Raw genomic sequence first — 15,059 nt, forward strand, 5'->3', positions numbered from 1 at the left:
GTTCATGCGCATGGCATTGGACCTTGCGCAAGCGGCGGCGGACGCCGGAGAGGTCCCCGTGGGCGCCGTCGTGGTCGATGAGGCCACCGGAACCGTCGTCTCGACCGGCGCCAATGGCCCCGTCGCGGCCCATGATCCCACCGCCCACGCCGAGATCGTGGCGATGCGCGCGGCGGCCGGGGCGACCGGGAATTATCGTCTGACCGGCCTGACCCTCTATGTGACGCTGGAGCCCTGCGCCATGTGCGCGGGGGCCATCAGCCACGCCCGAATCGGCCGCGTGGTCTGGGCGGCGGACGATCCCAAGGGCGGCGCCGTGATCCACGGACCCCGACTGTTCGAACAGCCGACCCTGCATTCACGCCCGACGACCGAAGGCGGTTTGCTGGCGGATGAGGCGGCATCAATGCTGCGGGGATTCTTCCGGGAACGCCGGGCCGCGCGACCCGTTAGCCAAGCCTGACTGTTACGCGCTAGAGGACCTGATGCGTTTCCTGTTCCCCGTCCTCGCGACCGCCGTTTTCCTTTCGGCCTGCGGCCAGCAGCCGGCCAAGGCCCCCACCGATGGCGAGGCGGTTCGCCAGCGCGCCATCGACGCCCAGACCGCGCGACGTCGGACGGGGGCCGAAGTTCAGGACCGCGCCCTGAACCGTGTCATCCGCACCGTCTATCTGTGCGACAATGGCGAGCGGCTTTCGGTCGATTTCGACAATCCCCGCGCCATGGCGACGGTCCGCAACTCCAACGGCGAGGCCGTTGATCTGTATCAGGAAAGAGCCGCCGACGGCATCTGGTACAAGTCCAGCGCCTATGAGCTGCGCGGCAAGGGCATCCTCGCGACCTGGACCGCCGACGGCCGGCAGCCGACAGAGTGCCGGGCGATCGACTAGGTCGACGCGGTCAGCCGCACGTCGAGGCGGCTCCGGACATCCGGCCAATCACGATCCAGAACGGCATACAGAGCCGTATCCCTGACTCGTCCAGTCCATGTGATCTTGTGATTGCCCAAAATCCCCTCGAACCGCGCGCCCAGCTTCTTGATCGCCGCACGGCTGCGGGCATTGATTGCATCGGTCAGGATTTCGACCCGCACGATGCCCGAGGCGAACGCGTGCTCCAGCATCAGCCGCTTGCAGGCCGGGTTGACCACGCCGCCTCGCGCGTCCGGCCGATAGAAAGTCGCCCCGATCTCGCAGCGCCGGTGCTCGGGCCGGATCTCATAGAGGCTGGAGGTGCCGACCACGACGCCGTCCGACAACCGCCGCACAGCGTAGGCGACCTTGGTCCCGGCCTGCATGTCCCGCAGCGCCGAGGTCCAGAACCGGTTGAAATGCTCGCCGTGCGCCGTCCCGACCATGACGGCCCAGCTGTCCGGATCGACGTTCAGCGCCGCCCGCACCTCCTCCTCCAGCCCGGCCGCATAGGGCTCCAGCCGCACGCAGGCGTTTTCCAGCGGAACGATCGGGATCACGCCGCGCCTTCACTCTTCAGGAAGTCGACGATCAGCACGGTGTCGTCATACCGCTGCACGAAGGCGTCGCCGATCCGACGCGCGAGGATCAGGGTCACGCCCCCGGCCTCCGCCTTCTTGTCCCCCGCCATCCGCGCCAGCAGGGCCTCGGCCGAGAACTCGCCCGCCTGATCCAGCCGCGTCGGCAGGCCGGCCGCCGCGATGACTGTCTCGACCCGCTGGGCATCCGCCGCGCCACAGAGGCCCTGACGCATCGAGAACCGGAACGCCATGCAGCAGCCCAGGGCCACGGCCTCGCCATGCGCCAGCGCCGCCTCCTCGAAGCCTAGTTCGGCCTCGATGGCGTGGCCGAAGGTGTGGCCGAGGTTCAGCAGGGCGCGCCGGCCCGCCTCCTTCTCGTCCTCGCCGACGATCGCCGACTTGATCTCGACCGAGCGCACCACGGCCCGCTCCAGCGCCGCGGGATCGCCGCGCACGCCCTCAGCGCCGTCGCCCGCCAGCCAGTCAAAGAACCCCGCGTCGCAGATCAGCCCGTGTTTCAGCACCTCGGCCCAGCCGGAGCGCAGCTGGACCGCCGGCAGGGTCGCCAGCACGTCGATGTCGGCCAGCACCAGCCGCGGCTGGTGGAAGGCGCCGACCAGGTTCTTGCCGCGCGGGGTGTCGATCGCCGTCTTGCCGCCGACCGAGGAATCCACCTGGGCCAGCAGGGTCGTGGGGACCTGCACGAAGTCGATGCCGCGCATGTAAAGCGCTGCCGCCAAACCGGCCAGGTCGCCGACCACGCCGCCCCCCAGGGCCACGACCACGTCCTTGCGATCCAGTCCGGCGGCCAGCAGCCGGTCCATCAGTCGTTCCAGCTCGGGGAAGGATTTGGACGCCTCCCCCGCCGGAACCGCCACGATCTCCGACGTCACGCCCGCCGCCGCCAGCGAGGCCTGCAGCGCTGGTCCATGGATCGCCGCCACAGTCTCATCCGAGACGATCACCGTCCGCCCGCGCGCAATCGGTGCGATCCGCGCGCCGGCCTCGGCCAGCAATCCGCGCCCGACCACGACGTCATAGGCCGCAAACGACCCGCCGGAGACCGAAACCGTCGTCATGCTGTCGCTCCGCTCGTCCAGTAGTCGTTCAGCGCCGACAGGATCGCTTCCACCGCCTGGGCATGGGCGCCGGCGCCGACATCCACGGTCACGTCAGCCGTCGCCTCGTAGACGGGGTAGCGCACCTCGGCCATCGCGCTCAGCGCCACCAGAGGATCCTTGCCGCGCAACAGGGGGCGCGTGTCGCGTCGCTGCACCCGCTGGGCCACCACCTTCAGGTCGGCCCTCAGCCAGACTGACGTCGCGTGCGCCTTCATCAGCTCGCGCGTCTCGGGGTTCAGCACCGCCCCGCCTCCGGTCGCCAGCACGATGGGCGGCCCTTCCAGCAGGCGGCGCATGACCCGCGCCTCCCCGGCCCGGAACTCGGCCTCTCCCAGCTGGGCGAAGATTTCCGACACGGTCATGCGCGCCGCCGTCTCGATCGCATCGTCGCCGTCGACGAAGGGCAGACCGAGCCGTTGCGCCAGCCGGCGCCCCACGGTCGATTTGCCCACCCCCATAAGACCCACCAGCGCTATGGTGCGGGTCGGGACGGGAATCGCGGCGGCCGAAGCTCTGGCGCTCACGATCGGTCTCGGCGGGAGGAGTTACGGCAAGGCATGGTCGCTTCAGTCTCTACACCAAGCGTCGCCGCTCGCCAGCGCCCACGGACCGCATCCGCGCGATGACCACGCCCCAGGTGGAAGCCTTCCTCGAGATGATGGCGGTGGAGCGGGACGCCTCGCCCCACACCCTCAGCGCCTACGCCCGCGATCTCGCCGATGCGGAGGGATCGCTGGGCGCCCCCGGGCTGATGGGCGCCGACGAGACGGCCATCGAAGCATGGTTCGCCGGCCTGTCGACCAGGGGCCTGTCCGCCGCCACTGCCGCGCGGCGGCGTTCGGCCGTGCGCCAATTCTACCGGTTCGCGCTCGGCGAGGGCTGGCGCACGGACGACCCCTCCCGGCGCCTCGACGCCCCGAAACAGGGCCGGTCCCTGCCCCGCACCCTGACGCGGGACGAGGTCCTCGCCCTGCTGACCGCCTCCGCCGCACGCGACGGCGCCTCGGGCGTCCGCATGATCGCCCTGGTCGAACTGGCCTATGCCTCGGGGCTGCGAGTCTCCGAACTGCTGGCCCTGCGTGTCGAGGCCGTCCGCCGCGACCCCGCCTACCTGATCGTGCGCGGAAAGGGCGGCAAGGAGCGGCTCGCGCCCCTGAACGCCTCGGCGCGGGAGGCGGTGAAGGCCTGGCTGATCGTTCGCGACGCCGCACGGCCGGAGAAAACGCCTGACAGCCCCTGGCTCTTCCCGTCCGGGACGACCGCCAGCCACCTGACCCCGCGCCGCTTCGCCCAGATGCTGGATCAGGCGGCGCTCGACGCCAACATCGACCCCGCCCGCGTCAGTCCCCACGTCCTGCGCCACGCCTTCGCCACCCACCTGTTGGAGGGCGGCGCCGACCTGCGGGTCGTCCAGACCCTGCTGGGCCACGCCGATATCGCCACGACCCAGATCTACACCCACGTCGCCACCGACCGCCTGACCCAGGTGGTCAATCGGCACCATCCCTTGGCGCGGGACGACTGATCGCCTTGATCCCGCCAAAGCCCTCCCCTAGCCTCTGACCTCCGCTCCAGACGAAGGCCCACGCCGACCATGTGATCCCCTCCCGAACGCAACTGCACTTCAAAGCCTTGCATCGGGAAAGCCATGTCCGCCTCCATCGTCGTCAATGATCTTGCATGGGCCCCGCCCGGCGGGTCGCCTCTCTTCTCAGACCTCAACCTGACCTTCGGCCCCGAGCGCACCGGGCTGGTGAGCCGCAACGGCGTGGGCAAGACCACCCTCCTGCGCCTGATCGACGGCCGGCTGACGCCCCGGGCCGGGAGCGTCACGGTCAACGGCCGCGTCGCCGTTCTGCGCCAGACGGTTCAGGTCGACGAGACCGAGACCGTCGCCGACCTGTTCGAGGCGCGCCAAGCCCTCGCCGTCCTCGCGCGCGCCGAGGCGGGACAGGCCGACGCCGACGACCTGGCCCGCGCAGACTGGACACTGGAGGCCCGCATCACCTCGGCGCTGGGCCGGTTGCAGCTCGACGCGGCGCCCGAAGCCCGCCTCGCGACACTGTCCGGCGGCCAGCGGACGCGCGCCGGTCTCGCCGCTCTGCTGTTCGCCGGGCCCGACTGGCTGATCCTCGACGAACCGACCAACAACCTCGACCGCGAGGGGCGTCAGGCCGTCATCGACCTGCTGGCCGAGTGGCGCTCCGGCGCCATCGTCGTCAGCCACGACCGCGAGCTGCTGGACACGATGGACGCCATCGTCGAGCTGACCACCCTCGGCGCGACCCGCTATGGCGGGAACTGGTCGGCATACCGCACCCGCAAGGCGCTGGAGTTGCAGGCGGTGCAGCGCGATCTCGCCGACGCAGACAGACGCCTGACCGACCTCGCCCGCACGGCCCGGCAGACCGCCGAACGCAAGGCCCGCTCCGACAGGGCCGGTCGCGCCACGGCCGCGCGCGGCGACCAGCCGAAGATCCTGCTCGGCATGAGGAAGGACCGCGCCGAGGACACCGGCGGCGAGCAATCCCGCCTCGCCGAACGCCGTCGCGAACAGGCGGAGAGCGCGGCAGCCACCGCCCGCGAGCGGATTGAAGTGCTGCAGCCCCTGACCGTGACCCTGCCGCCGACCGGCCTGCCCATCGGCCGCGAGGTGCTTCACCTTGAGGATCTCACCGCAGGATACGCACCCGAACGACCCGTCCTGACCGGCCTGTCCCTGCGCATCGCCGGGCCGGAACGCATCGCCGTCATCGGTCCCAACGGCTCCGGCAAGACGACCCTGCTCGCCCTGATCACCGGCGCCCTCGCCCCGATCTCGGGCAGTGTGCGACTATCGACACCCGCAGCCATGCTGGACCAGCAGGTCGCCGTGCTCGATCCGGCCCTTTCGATCCGCGACAATTTCCGCCGCCTGCACCCCGATGTCGACGAGAACGCCTGCCGCGCCGCCCTCGCCCGCTTCATGTTCCGCGCCGACGCCGCGCTCCAGATCGTCGGTGACCTGTCGGGCGGCCAGCGTCTCCGAGCCGGTCTGGCCTGTGTGCTCGGCGGCCCCACGCCCCCGCCCTTCCTGATCCTGGACGAACCCACCAACCACCTCGACATCGATTCGGTCGAGGCGGTGGAAGCGGGTCTGCGCGCCTATGACGGCGCCTTGCTGGTCGTCAGCCACGACGAAGCCTTCCTTGAGGCCATCAGCATCACACGCCGTATTGAACTCTGTTCTCCTGAACCCCCGCTTGCCCCCGTGCGTTGACCTCTCTAGGTTCCGCCGCCTTGCGACAGGGCCGTTTCGCCCGCCCCTTCCGGACGCCTCATGGCCACCCACTATCTCGAATTCGAAAAGCCGATCGCCGATCTGGAGGCCAAGATCGAGGAACTCGGTCTGCTTTCGGCCACTTCCGGCTCCTTCGAGACCGAGATCGACGGTCTGCGCAAAAAGGCCGAACAGCTGCGCAAGAAGACCTATGCCGAGCTGGACCCGTGGAAGAAGACCCAAGTCGCCCGTCACCCCCAGCGCCCGCATTTCATCGACTATCTGGACGCCCTGTTCACCGACTATGTCGAGCTGCGCGGCGACCGCCAGTTCGGCGACGATCAAGCCATCCTGGGCGGTCTCGCCCGCTTCCGCGGCCAGGCCGTGGTCGTCATGGGCCATGAGAAGGGCCACGACACCGCCACCCGCCTGACCCACAATTTCGGCATGGCGCGGCCCGAGGGCTATCGCAAGGCCGTGCGGCTGATGGACATGGCCGACCGGTTCGGCCTGCCGGTGCTGACCTTCGTCGACACCGCCGGCGCCTATCCGGGCCTGGGCGCCGAGGAGCGCGGTCAGGCCGAGGCCATCGCCCGCTCGACCGAGCGCGGCCTGATCCTGGGCACGCCGATGATCGCCACGGTCACGGGCGAAGGCGGATCGGGCGGCGCCATTGCGCTCGCCGCCGCCAACCGCGTGCTCATCCTCGAGCACTCGATCTATTCGGTCATCTCGCCGGAGGGCGCCGCCGGCATCCTGTGGCGCGACGGCGCGCGGGCCCGGGATGCTGCCAACGCCATGAAGATCACCGGCCCGGACCTGCTGGCGCTGAAGATCGTCGACCGGATCATCCCCGAACCCGTCGGCGGCGCCCATTCCAACCGCGAGGCCGCCATGCAGTCCGTCGGCGACGCCGTCTGGGACGAACTTCAGCAGCTCCTGCCCCTGTCCCCGGCCGAACTGCGCAAACAGCGCTCGGACCGGTTCTACGCCATCGGTCGCCAGACCTAGATCCGGAATGTCCGGCTCCGGCGTTAACGCGACGTAGAGAGGGTATCGCCATTTTCGGCGAGTACCCTCCCAGGCTTTCGATGTCCCTTTTGACTCCCCGGACCGAACGGCGTCCATGAGCGCTGCCGACGAGCCGCTACGCGACAGCGCGGTCTTCAACCTGACCGGCGCGGTGACGATGGTCGTCGACGATTCGCCATTCAGCATGGAGGTGACAATCCAGGCCCTCCAGGGCTTCGGCATCCGCACGAAATACGCCCCGCGCAGCACGGCGGACGCCAGGGAGCGGCTCAAGCAGAGCACGATCGACCTGTTGTTCGTCGATTGCGAAATGGAAGGCGCCAACGGTCACTCACTGGTCCGCTGGCTCCGTCGTTCAGGCCTGGAGCCCAACGCCTACGTCCCGGTGATCATGACCGCCAGCCATGTGCGCCGCTCCAGGGTGGCGGACGTGCGCGACTGCGGCGCCAACTTCCTGGTCACAAAGCCCTTCAGCCCCCTGGTGGTCCTCGAACGCCTCATCTGGGTCGCGCGCGACAACCGGCAATTCCTGGAGGCCGGGGACTATTCCGGCCCGGACCGTCGCTTCGCCCCGCCCAAGCCGCGAGACAACGGCGAACGTCGCGCCGACATGATCCGCCTGATCTCCAGCATGGCCGACGCGGCCGAGACCGCCGGCACGGAGGAACGCCCATGACCGCCGTAATGTGGAAGTCGCGCACCTCGCGCCTGTCGACTATCGTCGATCAGCCCGGCGGCCTGAGCGTCGGCGTCGCCATGGCCCAGGCGCGCGCCAACCTCGACACCCTCAAGACCGAAAGTCAGGCCATTGTCGCCGACTGCATCGCCCGGCTCGCCGCCCTTCGTCCCCCACCGGCCGGCGTGGATCCCGTTCCCCGGCTGAACGAGGCGTATGAGATCGGCGCCGCGGTCATCGACGCGGCCGGCCCGTTCGATCGCGACGACCTGTGCAAGGCCGCCGCGGGCCTGTGCGACCTGATCGACGCCGCCGTTCCCGGCGCGCCGTTTGACTGGCGCATCATCACCGTCCACGCCCAGGCGCTACAGCTGATCCTCGGCCTGCCCGAGGAGGCAAACGAGGCCCGGACCGAGATCCTGACCAATCTGCACCAGATGGTGGCGCGGAAAATCCCGCCGGTGGATCAGTCCGTAGACTGACGATCGCTGTCCAGGCCGAGCCGCGCGCCGCGCGTCTGCTTCTTCCACAGGGCGGCGTATTCCCCGCCAACCCGCGCCACCAGCTCATGATGCGCGCCGCGCTCGACGATCCGTCCCGCTTTCAGGACCAGTATCTGTTCCGCGTCGGCGATGGTCGACAGCCGGTGCGCCACGACCAGGGTGGTGCGGCCCGCCTTGGCCTTCCTCAGCGTCTTCTGGATCGCGGCCTCGGTGCGGCTGTCCAGGGCGCTGGTCGCCTCGTCCAGAATCAGGATGCAGGGATCGGCCAGCAGGGCCCGGGCGATACCGACCCGCTGACGCTCGCCGCCCGACAGCTTCAGGCCGCGTTCGCCAACCCGGGTCTCCATCCCGTCCGGCAGGCTGCGGATGAACTCGGCCAGTTCCGCCGCCTCGGCCGCCGCCCAGATCGCCGCTTCATCCGCCCCGGGGCGGGCGAAGGCGATGTTGACCGCCAGGGTGTCGTTGAACAGGGCCACGTCCTGGGGCACCAGAGCCACCGCCCGGCGCAAGGACGCCTGGGTCACGTCACGGACATCGGCGCCGTCGATGACCACACGACCGACCTGCGGGTCCAGAAGGCGCAGCGCCAGCTTCACAATGGTCGACTTGCCTGAGCCCGACGGTCCGACGAGGGCCGTCGTCGTGCCGGGTCTCACCGTGAACGACACATCCTCCAGCCCGTTGGCCCGCGCATCGTGGCGGAAGGACACGTCCTCGAACGCCAGCGCCCCGCCCCTCTGTCCTTCGGGCCGCACCAGGTCCGCCGCGCCCGGCGCATCGGCGACCTGGGGCGTCTGGCGCGTGACCTTCAGCATCTCCTCCATGTCGATGAAGGACTGGCGGATTTCGCGATAGGCGAAGCCGAGGATGTTCAGCGGCGCATAAAGCGAGATCAGGATCAGGACCGCCGCCGTCACGTCGCCCGGGCCCATCCGCCCGGCCGCCGCCTCGAACCCGGCCATCACGGCCATGACGCCGAGGCCCACATTCATGATCAGGGCCTGCACCGCATTCAGCAGGGCCAGCGAACTGTTCGCCTTCAGCGCGGCCTCGTTGTAGGCGCCCAGAGCCCGGTCATAGCCGAGCGCCGCCCGCGTCTCCGCCCCGAACGACTTGACCGTCTCATAGTTGATCAGGGCGTCCACGACCTGACCGGCCGCCTCGGTGTCGGCGGTGTTCATCGTCCGCCGATGCTCGATCCGCCAGTTTGAGATCGAGAAGGTGAAGACCGTGTAGACGATCACCACCACCACGGCGACGGCCGCGAACCGCCAGTCATAGGCTCCCCCCAGCACACCTGCGGCGAGGATCAGCTCCAGCCCCGTCGGCACGAGGTTGAACGCCAGTATTCTCAGCAGGAAGTCGACCGACCGCGACCCACGGTCCACGGTCCGCGACAGGGCGCCCGAGCGCTTGGTCTGGTGGAAATCGAGCGACAGGCTCAGCGCGTGGGCGAAGGTCTCCGTCGCCGCCGTTCGCTGCGCAGCCGCCCGCACGGGGGCGAACACCACGTCCGACAGCTGGGGCGCCGCTGATGACAGGAACCGCACCACCGCCCAGCCGACCGCGAAGCCGGCGAATCCGAGCCCGATCGAAACCCCGGTTGGCTGATCCGCCGCCAGGTGATTGACCGCCGCTCCCAGCACCAGCGGCGCCAGCACGCCCAAGGCCTTGCCGGCGATGGTCAGCAGGATCGAAACGACCAGCCGCAGCCGGAGATGCGGCGCGCCGGATCGGCCCACCAGCCGGATCAGATCCATCAGCGCCGGGATCGTCCTGGGGTCGACGGGCGCCTCGGCTGCGGCGCCGGCGTTCTGCGCCTTGGCCTCTATGCCGCCCCTGCCGCTTCGCTGTCCCGATCGTTCACCACGCGCCATGCGACCGATATGGACTGCGCCGGTGGCTCACGAAAGGCCCGCGATCGCCTCAACGACTTCATCCACCGCCGCTTCTGCGGTCGCCCACGAACAGACGAAACGCACCGACCCGTCGTCGAAGCGGTAGCAGGCCCACCCGAGAGCGTTCAGCTTGGCATGCGCCTTGGCCGGCATGCGCACGAACACGGCGTTGGCCTCCACCGGATGGGCCAGAACCCAGGGCGAGCGAGTGGCGATCCCCTCGGCCAGCCGCGCCGCCATCAGGTTGGCGTGGGCGGCGCCGTCCTCCCAGGCGTTGGTCTCCAGCAAGCCGAGGAAGGGCCCGGCCAGGAACCGGCCCTTCGACGCCGTCTGACCGGCCTGTTTCAGCCGGTTGTCCACGCGCCGCGCCAGGGTCTTGTCGAACATCACGATCGCCTCCGTGCACAGGCCGCCGGCCTTGGCCCCGCCGAAGACCAGCACGTCGACGCCCAGACGCGCGATCTGGGTCAGGTCAAAGCCCGCCGCCGCCGCATTGGCCAGTCGCGCGCCGTCCAGATGCACGCCGTATCCCCGCGCCTTCACCGGCTCGATCAGATGGCGCAGCTCTTCCTCTGTGTAGACCGTGCCGTATTCCGTGGACTGGGTCAGGGACAGGGCGGCCGGCGGCTGGCGATGCCCGACCTCCGGCTCGTCCAGCGCGGCTTCGAGCGCCTTCTGATCGATCTTGCCAGACAGCCCCGGCAGGCCGATCAGGCCGACACCCTGGCCGAAAAAGCCCGGCGCGCCGGTCTCGTCCGTGCAGACGTGCGCCGCATGATGCGCCAGCACCGCCTCGTGCGGATACGCCAGCATCGACAGGGCGATGGAGTTGGCCGCAGTACCCGAGAAGACGAACCGGATCTCGGCGTCCGCATCCAGTCTGCGCCGGATTTGATCGGCCGCGCGGGCGGTGATGTCGTCCGCGCCATAGGCCCGGGCATACCCTGCATTGGCCTCGATCAGCCCTTGCACGGCTGCGGGCGCCATGCCGGCGGTGTTGTCCGATCCAAAGTCGTAGCGCATCGCGGATCAGGCCTCGTTCTGGTCTTCGTCGGGGTGGGTCTGGAAACCGGCGCTGCGGGGATTCGTCCGGCCGCGCAAACCGTGCCGCCCCTCCGCCGCCTTCGGCATGAGCGCATCCTCGTCGCCATAGGGCACGGCCACCTGGTGCGGGAACGGGATCTCGATCCCGGCGGCGTCCAGCGCCTCCTTGGCGGCCTGGAAGACATCCGCCCGCGCTTGCCAATAGTCCTCGGACTTCGCCCAGGCTGCGAGGGTCATCTCGACCGAACTGTCCAGCAGGTCGGTCACACCGGCCCAGGGCGCCGGATCGGGCAGGACCGCCTCGATGCTCGCCGCGGCGCCCACCAGAGCCTCCCGGGCGGTATTCAGATTGTCGCGGTAGCCGACACTGATCTTGAGCTCCATCCGCCGCGTCTGCTGGCCTGACAGGTTCAGGATGATGTCGCCGAACACCTTCCCGTTCGGAGCCATGATCTTCACATTGTTGGCGTCCGACAGCTGGGTGAAGAACAGGTCCAGCCGCTGAACCTTGCCAACATTGCCGCCGATATTGACCAGGTCTCCAACGCGATAGGGCCGCAGCACCAGCAGCATCACCCCTGCGGCCACGTTCGACAGCGTCCCCTGCAGCGCCAGACCCACGGCGAGCGAGGCGGCGCCCAGCACGGCGATGATCGAGGTCGTCTGCACGCCCAGTCGTTGCAGCACGGCGATGAAGCCGATCAGGAAGACCATGACCCGCACCACCTGCACGGCGAAGCTGAGCACCGTGGGGTCGTGACGGAATCCGCGCACGCGGCCGAGGGCCTTGCGCGTCGCCGACGACGCCCAGCGCGCCGCGAACACCGTGGCGACCAGGATGATCAGGGCCACCGACAGGTTGACCGCGAAATCGCCAGCGATCTGGGTCAGCCTGGCCAGCATCACCGTATCGACGGCGACGGCCTGCTGTCCGGTGGCGATGAGGGTGTCGAGAGTGGCGGCGCTTGAAGACATGAGCGGGGTCTAACGCCTGTCCCTCGATTTGGAACCCGCCAGCTTCACTTTTAACCCCTCTCGACGCCGAGCATCGCCCGGCGCAGGGTAGGAATTCCTGGGGAGGAGCAAGGCCTTGCGTCAATCATCACTGGTCGTCGGCGGCGATGTGCCGTGGGTCACCAGCTGGACCGCCGAGCCTATCGAGGGCGTCCGCCCCTGCGCCTCTGTCGGCAGCCAATTGGCTCTGGTCCAGGCAGAACAGGCCGGGTTCGGCAAGCCGGAGTATTCGAAAAACCACCTGCTGCGTCAGCGGCTCAGCATGACGCGGATGCTCTGCCCCATGTGCGGTCAGCCCACAGCGCAGGATGATCGGGTGACCCAGGTCGCGCGCCGACTGGCGGCCGGCAAGCTACGCGCTTCCGGGAGGGCGTCGGGTATTCCGCCGGCCATCGCCGACGAACGGGTCATTGTCGACGCCGGCGCCATCGCGCCCCTGCATCGCCGGTGCTCGGACCTGTCGCTGATGCACTGCCCCCATCTGCGCGCCGAACCGGCCATCGACGTCCAACCCTTTCCCGCTCGCTGGGGCCTGATCCCGCTGATGATCGAGGCCGTCGCGCCGCTTCCGGCCGGGTTCGCGCTCATGGCTGCAGCCGCCGTCGCCGCGCCGGTCGCCGTGATCACCTTCCTGCAGCTGTGCGGCGTCACCGATCAGATCGACAAGGCCTGGCGCACGCGGCGCAGGCTCGGCTAGACCTTCGCCACCCGGCCGCCGCCGCTCTCCAGCGAGTCGAGCAGGTCCATCACATCGTCCAGCGTATTGGCCTCCCGCGCCGGCTTGTCCCAGCGGATACGGCTGACGCGCGGAAACCGCATGGCGACCCCGGATTTGTGCCGGGGCGACCGTTGCAAGCCTTCGAAGGCGATCTCCAGCACAAGGCCGAAGTCCCGTTCGGCCCGAACCGACCGGACCGGCCCGAACCGCTCGACGGTGTGGTCGCGCACGAACTTGTCGAGCTGTTTCAGCTCTTCATCGGTAAAGCCGAAATAGGCCTTGCCCACGGGCGTCAGCGTTCCCTCCGTCGTCCAGACCCCGAAAGTGTAATCGGAATAGAAGCTGGACCGTTTCCCGTGCCCGCGCTGGGCGTACATCATCACGCAGTCGACGGTGTGCGGGTCGCGCTTCCACTTGAACCATGGCCCCTTGGGACGTCCCGCGACATACGGACTGTCCCAGCGTTTCAGCATCAGCCCCTCGGCCGCCGCCCCCACCGGAGGATCGGCCCGCAGCACGCCCAGACTGTCCCAGCTGTCGAAATCGACCACCGGCGATAGATGCAGCCGTTCGCCCGTGTGCGCCGCCACCACCGCTTCGAGCCGCGCCCGGCGCGCATTCAGCGGCAGGCCGCGCAGGTCCTCCCCCGCCGCCCCCAGCAGATCATAGGCGTAGAGCGCGGCCGGATATGCGGCCATCAGCTTCGCATCCACGGTCTTCCGATTCAGCCGCTGCTGCAGATCTCCGAACGGCGCCACCGCTCCGTCCCGCATGACCAGCAATTCCCCGTCGATAGCCCCCTCGAACGTCAGTGCGGTCATCAGGTCGGGGAAGGCGTTGGTGATCTCATCTCCATGCCGGGAATAGAGACGCGCCACCCCGTCCTCGCGCACCGCCTGCACCCGGATGCCGTCCCATTTCCATTCGGCGGCGTAGTCGGCGGGATCGAGCCTGTTGAAATCCACCGCCTCATCGATGGCCACGGCCAGCATGACCTGCCGGAATCGGCCGGGCGCCTCGGTGTCCGGACAGTCGGCCCGGCCCTCCACCCAGGCGAACAGCTCCGCATAGGGCGGCTTCACCGCATGCCAGACCTCGACGATGTCGGCGGCGGTCAGGGGCTCCAGCGGCTGGGTCGCCTCCCCGCCTTCGGGCTCCGGCGGTCCGGTCAAAGCCTCAGGCCGCATCATCGCCACGGCCGTCCGCGCCAGCTGGGCCGACAGACCCACCCGCATCCCTCCGGTGACCAGTTTCAGCAAGGCCCATCGCCCCTTGGGCGCGAGCGCATCCAGCCAGCCCTCTATCAGCCCCTGAACCTCGCCGCGCCTGGCGGCGGTGAGCGCATCAACGACCTCGCCCAGTTCCGGCTCGCGGTTGGGTCGATAGGCCGGATCGGCCGGCCAGATCAGGGCCACCGTCTCGGCCAGGTCGCCGACATAGTCGTAGGACCACCCGAACAGCACCGGATCGACACGGGTCTCCACGGGCTTGCGGATCATCGCCGGCTTGGCCGCGTCGAACACCAGCTCTCCGGTGAGCGCTGCGAGCGCCCAGCCCCGGTCCGGATCAGGCGTCGCGCGCAGATAGTCCCGCAGCAACACCAGCTTGGCGTTCCGCGACCCGGTCAGAGCCAGGCGGTCCAGCAGTTCGGCGAAGGCGCGCATTCAACCTCGTAACGGCACAGCCAACACCAAACGCGAAAACGCCCCGGAGGTCTCCCTCCGGGGCGAAATCAAGTTCGGCGAACCGGCCTCAAGTAGCGCGAAGCGCGGTAGGCCTGCAGGAATGTTCCTAGTTGAACAGGCCCGCGATCACGGCAGTGATCAGACCACCGGCGACGGCGGCCAGGACCACGTCATTGCCAGAGCGGACATAGTGGTATCCGCGGGGCGGCGCGCGCAGGCCGTAGCGGTTGTAGTCATTCACGACATAACCCCGCGAATAGTAGCTGGGCATGCGCTGGCCATAGCTCCACTGGCGGACCTGATAGCCGCGCGGCGGCGCGTAGCGGCCGGCGTTGTAGCGACGCTCCGACCGCTGCCAGCGGTCATAGGCGCGGACGTCCTGACGATACTCGCGGCGGTCGTCGCGGTTGTCCTGACGCCATTCCTGGCGATCGTCACGACGGTCCGAGCGGTCGTCACGACGATCATCGCGTCGGTCGTCACGGCGGTCCTGACGCTGTTCCTGACGGTCGTTGCGCTCGTAGCGCGACTGGGCGTCGGCGGCCGAAGCAACGCCCATGGAGCCGGCGGCGATCAGGGCGGCCAGTGCGGCGGTGGTGAACTTCTTCACGGCGAAC

Annotated in this window: 16 protein-coding genes; 8 read left to right on the forward strand and 8 right to left on the reverse strand. The window is 69.1% G+C overall.

Annotation, left to right across the window (positions count from 1 at the left end; genetic code table 11):
• The first annotated feature begins 4 nt into the window (after nt 1–4).
• Together tadA and ACW17Y_RS09845 are read left to right on the forward strand one after the other, a co-directional pair.
• A complete protein-coding gene (tadA, locus tag ACW17Y_RS09840; protein ID WP_492035537.1) occupies nt 5–463 on the forward strand; it encodes a tRNA adenosine(34) deaminase TadA in 459 nt (152 codons plus the stop codon).
• A 22-nt stretch (nt 464–485) separates the two neighbouring features.
• Complete coding sequence (locus ACW17Y_RS09845) at nt 486–890, forward strand: MliC family protein (protein ID WP_492035538.1); 405 nt, start codon at nt 486–488, stop codon at nt 888–890.
• Here ACW17Y_RS09845 and ACW17Y_RS09850 read toward each other — a convergent pair.
• From ACW17Y_RS09850 to ACW17Y_RS09860, 3 genes are read right to left on the reverse strand one after another with little or no spacing between them, the layout of a single operon-like run.
• Nucleotides 887–1,471 (reverse strand): GNAT family N-acetyltransferase, encoded by a 585-nt coding sequence (locus ACW17Y_RS09850; RefSeq protein ID WP_492035539.1) that lies wholly within the window; start codon nt 1,469–1,471, stop codon nt 887–889. The genes ACW17Y_RS09845 and ACW17Y_RS09850 overlap by 4 nt on opposite strands.
• Nucleotides 1,468–2,571 (reverse strand): 3-dehydroquinate synthase, encoded by a 1,104-nt coding sequence (aroB, locus tag ACW17Y_RS09855; protein WP_492035540.1) that lies wholly within the window; start codon nt 2,569–2,571, stop codon nt 1,468–1,470. Before aroB ends, ACW17Y_RS09850 begins: the two co-directional genes overlap by 4 nt.
• Nucleotides 2,568–3,071, reverse strand: coding sequence for a shikimate kinase (locus ACW17Y_RS09860; RefSeq protein WP_492038281.1), 504 nt, complete (start codon nt 3,069–3,071; stop codon nt 2,568–2,570). Before ACW17Y_RS09860 ends, aroB begins: the two co-directional genes overlap by 4 nt.
• A 164-nt stretch (nt 3,072–3,235) precedes the next feature.
• Between ACW17Y_RS09860 and ACW17Y_RS09865 the strand changes: the two genes are divergently transcribed.
• The 5 genes from ACW17Y_RS09865 to ACW17Y_RS09885 all read left to right on the forward strand — a co-directional run bounded on the left by ACW17Y_RS09865 (nt 3,236) and on the right by ACW17Y_RS09885 (nt 8,062).
• Nucleotides 3,236–4,138, forward strand: coding sequence for a tyrosine recombinase (locus tag ACW17Y_RS09865; RefSeq protein ID WP_492035541.1), 903 nt, complete (start codon nt 3,236–3,238; stop codon nt 4,136–4,138).
• Between the two features lie 123 nt (nt 4,139–4,261).
• The gene (locus tag ACW17Y_RS09870) at nt 4,262–5,872 is read left to right on the forward strand and encodes an ABC-F family ATP-binding cassette domain-containing protein (protein ID WP_492035542.1); all 1,611 of its coding nucleotides are present in this window, start codon (nt 4,262–4,264) and stop codon (nt 5,870–5,872) included.
• 60 nt (nt 5,873–5,932) lie between these two features.
• Nucleotides 5,933–6,883 (forward strand): acetyl-CoA carboxylase carboxyltransferase subunit alpha, encoded by a 951-nt coding sequence (locus ACW17Y_RS09875; RefSeq protein ID WP_492035543.1) that lies wholly within the window; start codon nt 5,933–5,935, stop codon nt 6,881–6,883.
• Nucleotides 6,884–6,998: 115 nt separating this feature from the next.
• Nucleotides 6,999–7,580: a response regulator gene (locus ACW17Y_RS09880; protein WP_492035544.1), complete on the forward strand. Its 582-nt coding sequence runs from the start codon at nt 6,999–7,001 to the stop codon at nt 7,578–7,580.
• Nucleotides 7,577–8,062: a chemotaxis protein CheE gene (locus ACW17Y_RS09885; protein ID WP_492035545.1), complete on the forward strand. Its 486-nt coding sequence runs from the start codon at nt 7,577–7,579 to the stop codon at nt 8,060–8,062. The genes ACW17Y_RS09880 and ACW17Y_RS09885 overlap by 4 nt, the downstream gene beginning before the upstream one ends.
• On the opposite strand, the gene ACW17Y_RS09890 is transcribed toward ACW17Y_RS09885, so the two are convergent.
• The 3 genes from ACW17Y_RS09890 to ACW17Y_RS09900 are packed head-to-tail and all read right to left on the reverse strand — an operon-like array spanning nt 8,047 to nt 12,000.
• Nucleotides 8,047–9,960: an ABCB family ABC transporter ATP-binding protein/permease gene (locus ACW17Y_RS09890; RefSeq protein WP_492035546.1), complete on the reverse strand. Its 1,914-nt coding sequence runs from the start codon at nt 9,958–9,960 to the stop codon at nt 8,047–8,049. The two genes, ACW17Y_RS09885 and ACW17Y_RS09890, sit on opposite strands and share 16 nt — an antisense overlap.
• 27 nt (nt 9,961–9,987) lie before the next feature.
• A complete protein-coding gene (locus ACW17Y_RS09895; protein WP_492035547.1) occupies nt 9,988–11,004 on the reverse strand; it encodes a threonine aldolase family protein in 1,017 nt (338 codons plus the stop codon).
• A gap of 6 nt (nt 11,005–11,010) precedes the next feature.
• Entirely contained in the window at nt 11,011–12,000 is a 990-nt protein-coding gene (locus tag ACW17Y_RS09900; protein WP_492035548.1) for a mechanosensitive ion channel family protein, read from the reverse strand.
• A 115-nt stretch (nt 12,001–12,115) separates the two neighbouring features.
• Here ACW17Y_RS09900 and ACW17Y_RS09905 point away from each other — a divergent pair, with 115 nt between their 5' ends.
• Nucleotides 12,116–12,736: a hypothetical protein gene (locus ACW17Y_RS09905; RefSeq protein WP_492035549.1), complete on the forward strand. Its 621-nt coding sequence runs from the start codon at nt 12,116–12,118 to the stop codon at nt 12,734–12,736.
• Here the strand turns inward: ACW17Y_RS09905 and ACW17Y_RS09910 are convergent.
• Together ACW17Y_RS09910 and ACW17Y_RS09915 are read right to left on the reverse strand one after the other, a co-directional pair.
• The gene (locus ACW17Y_RS09910) at nt 12,733–14,421 is read right to left on the reverse strand and encodes a cisplatin damage response ATP-dependent DNA ligase (RefSeq protein WP_492035550.1); all 1,689 of its coding nucleotides are present in this window, start codon (nt 14,419–14,421) and stop codon (nt 12,733–12,735) included. The genes ACW17Y_RS09905 and ACW17Y_RS09910 overlap by 4 nt on opposite strands.
• A gap of 127 nt (nt 14,422–14,548) precedes the next feature.
• Nucleotides 14,549–15,052, reverse strand: coding sequence for an RcnB family protein (locus tag ACW17Y_RS09915; protein ID WP_492035551.1), 504 nt, complete (start codon nt 15,050–15,052; stop codon nt 14,549–14,551).
• Nucleotides 15,053–15,059: the final 7 nt, after the last annotated feature.

This window comes from Brevundimonas sp. AVps7, assembly GCF_058681545.1.

Bases quoted from the DNA above. Each gene is read 5' to 3' on its own strand.
- tadA (WP_492035537.1), top strand. From the start codon at position 5: ATGCGCATGGCATTGGACCTTGCGCAAGCGGCGGCGGACGCCGGAGAG.
- ACW17Y_RS09845 (WP_492035538.1), top strand. From the start codon at position 486: ATGCGTTTCCTGTTCCCCGTCCTCGCGACCGCCGTTTTCCTTTCGGCC.
- aroB (WP_492035540.1), bottom strand. From the start codon at position 2,571: ATGACGACGGTTTCGGTCTCCGGCGGGTCGTTTGCGGCCTATGACGTC.
- ACW17Y_RS09860 (WP_492038281.1), bottom strand. From the start codon at position 3,071: ATGGGGGTGGGCAAATCGACCGTGGGGCGCCGGCTGGCGCAACGGCTC.
- ACW17Y_RS09865 (WP_492035541.1), top strand. From the start codon at position 3,236: ATGACCACGCCCCAGGTGGAAGCCTTCCTCGAGATGATGGCGGTGGAG.
- ACW17Y_RS09870 (WP_492035542.1), top strand. From the start codon at position 4,262: ATGTCCGCCTCCATCGTCGTCAATGATCTTGCATGGGCCCCGCCCGGC.
- ACW17Y_RS09875 (WP_492035543.1), top strand. From the start codon at position 5,933: ATGGCCACCCACTATCTCGAATTCGAAAAGCCGATCGCCGATCTGGAG.
- ACW17Y_RS09880 (WP_492035544.1), top strand. From the start codon at position 6,999: ATGAGCGCTGCCGACGAGCCGCTACGCGACAGCGCGGTCTTCAACCTG.
- ACW17Y_RS09885 (WP_492035545.1), top strand. From the start codon at position 7,577: ATGACCGCCGTAATGTGGAAGTCGCGCACCTCGCGCCTGTCGACTATC.
- ACW17Y_RS09890 (WP_492035546.1), bottom strand. From the start codon at position 9,960: ATGGCGCGTGGTGAACGATCGGGACAGCGAAGCGGCAGGGGCGGCATA.
- ACW17Y_RS09895 (WP_492035547.1), bottom strand. From the start codon at position 11,004: ATGCGCTACGACTTTGGATCGGACAACACCGCCGGCATGGCGCCCGCA.
- ACW17Y_RS09900 (WP_492035548.1), bottom strand. From the start codon at position 12,000: ATGTCTTCAAGCGCCGCCACTCTCGACACCCTCATCGCCACCGGACAG.
- ACW17Y_RS09910 (WP_492035550.1), bottom strand. From the start codon at position 14,421: ATGCGCGCCTTCGCCGAACTGCTGGACCGCCTGGCTCTGACCGGGTCG.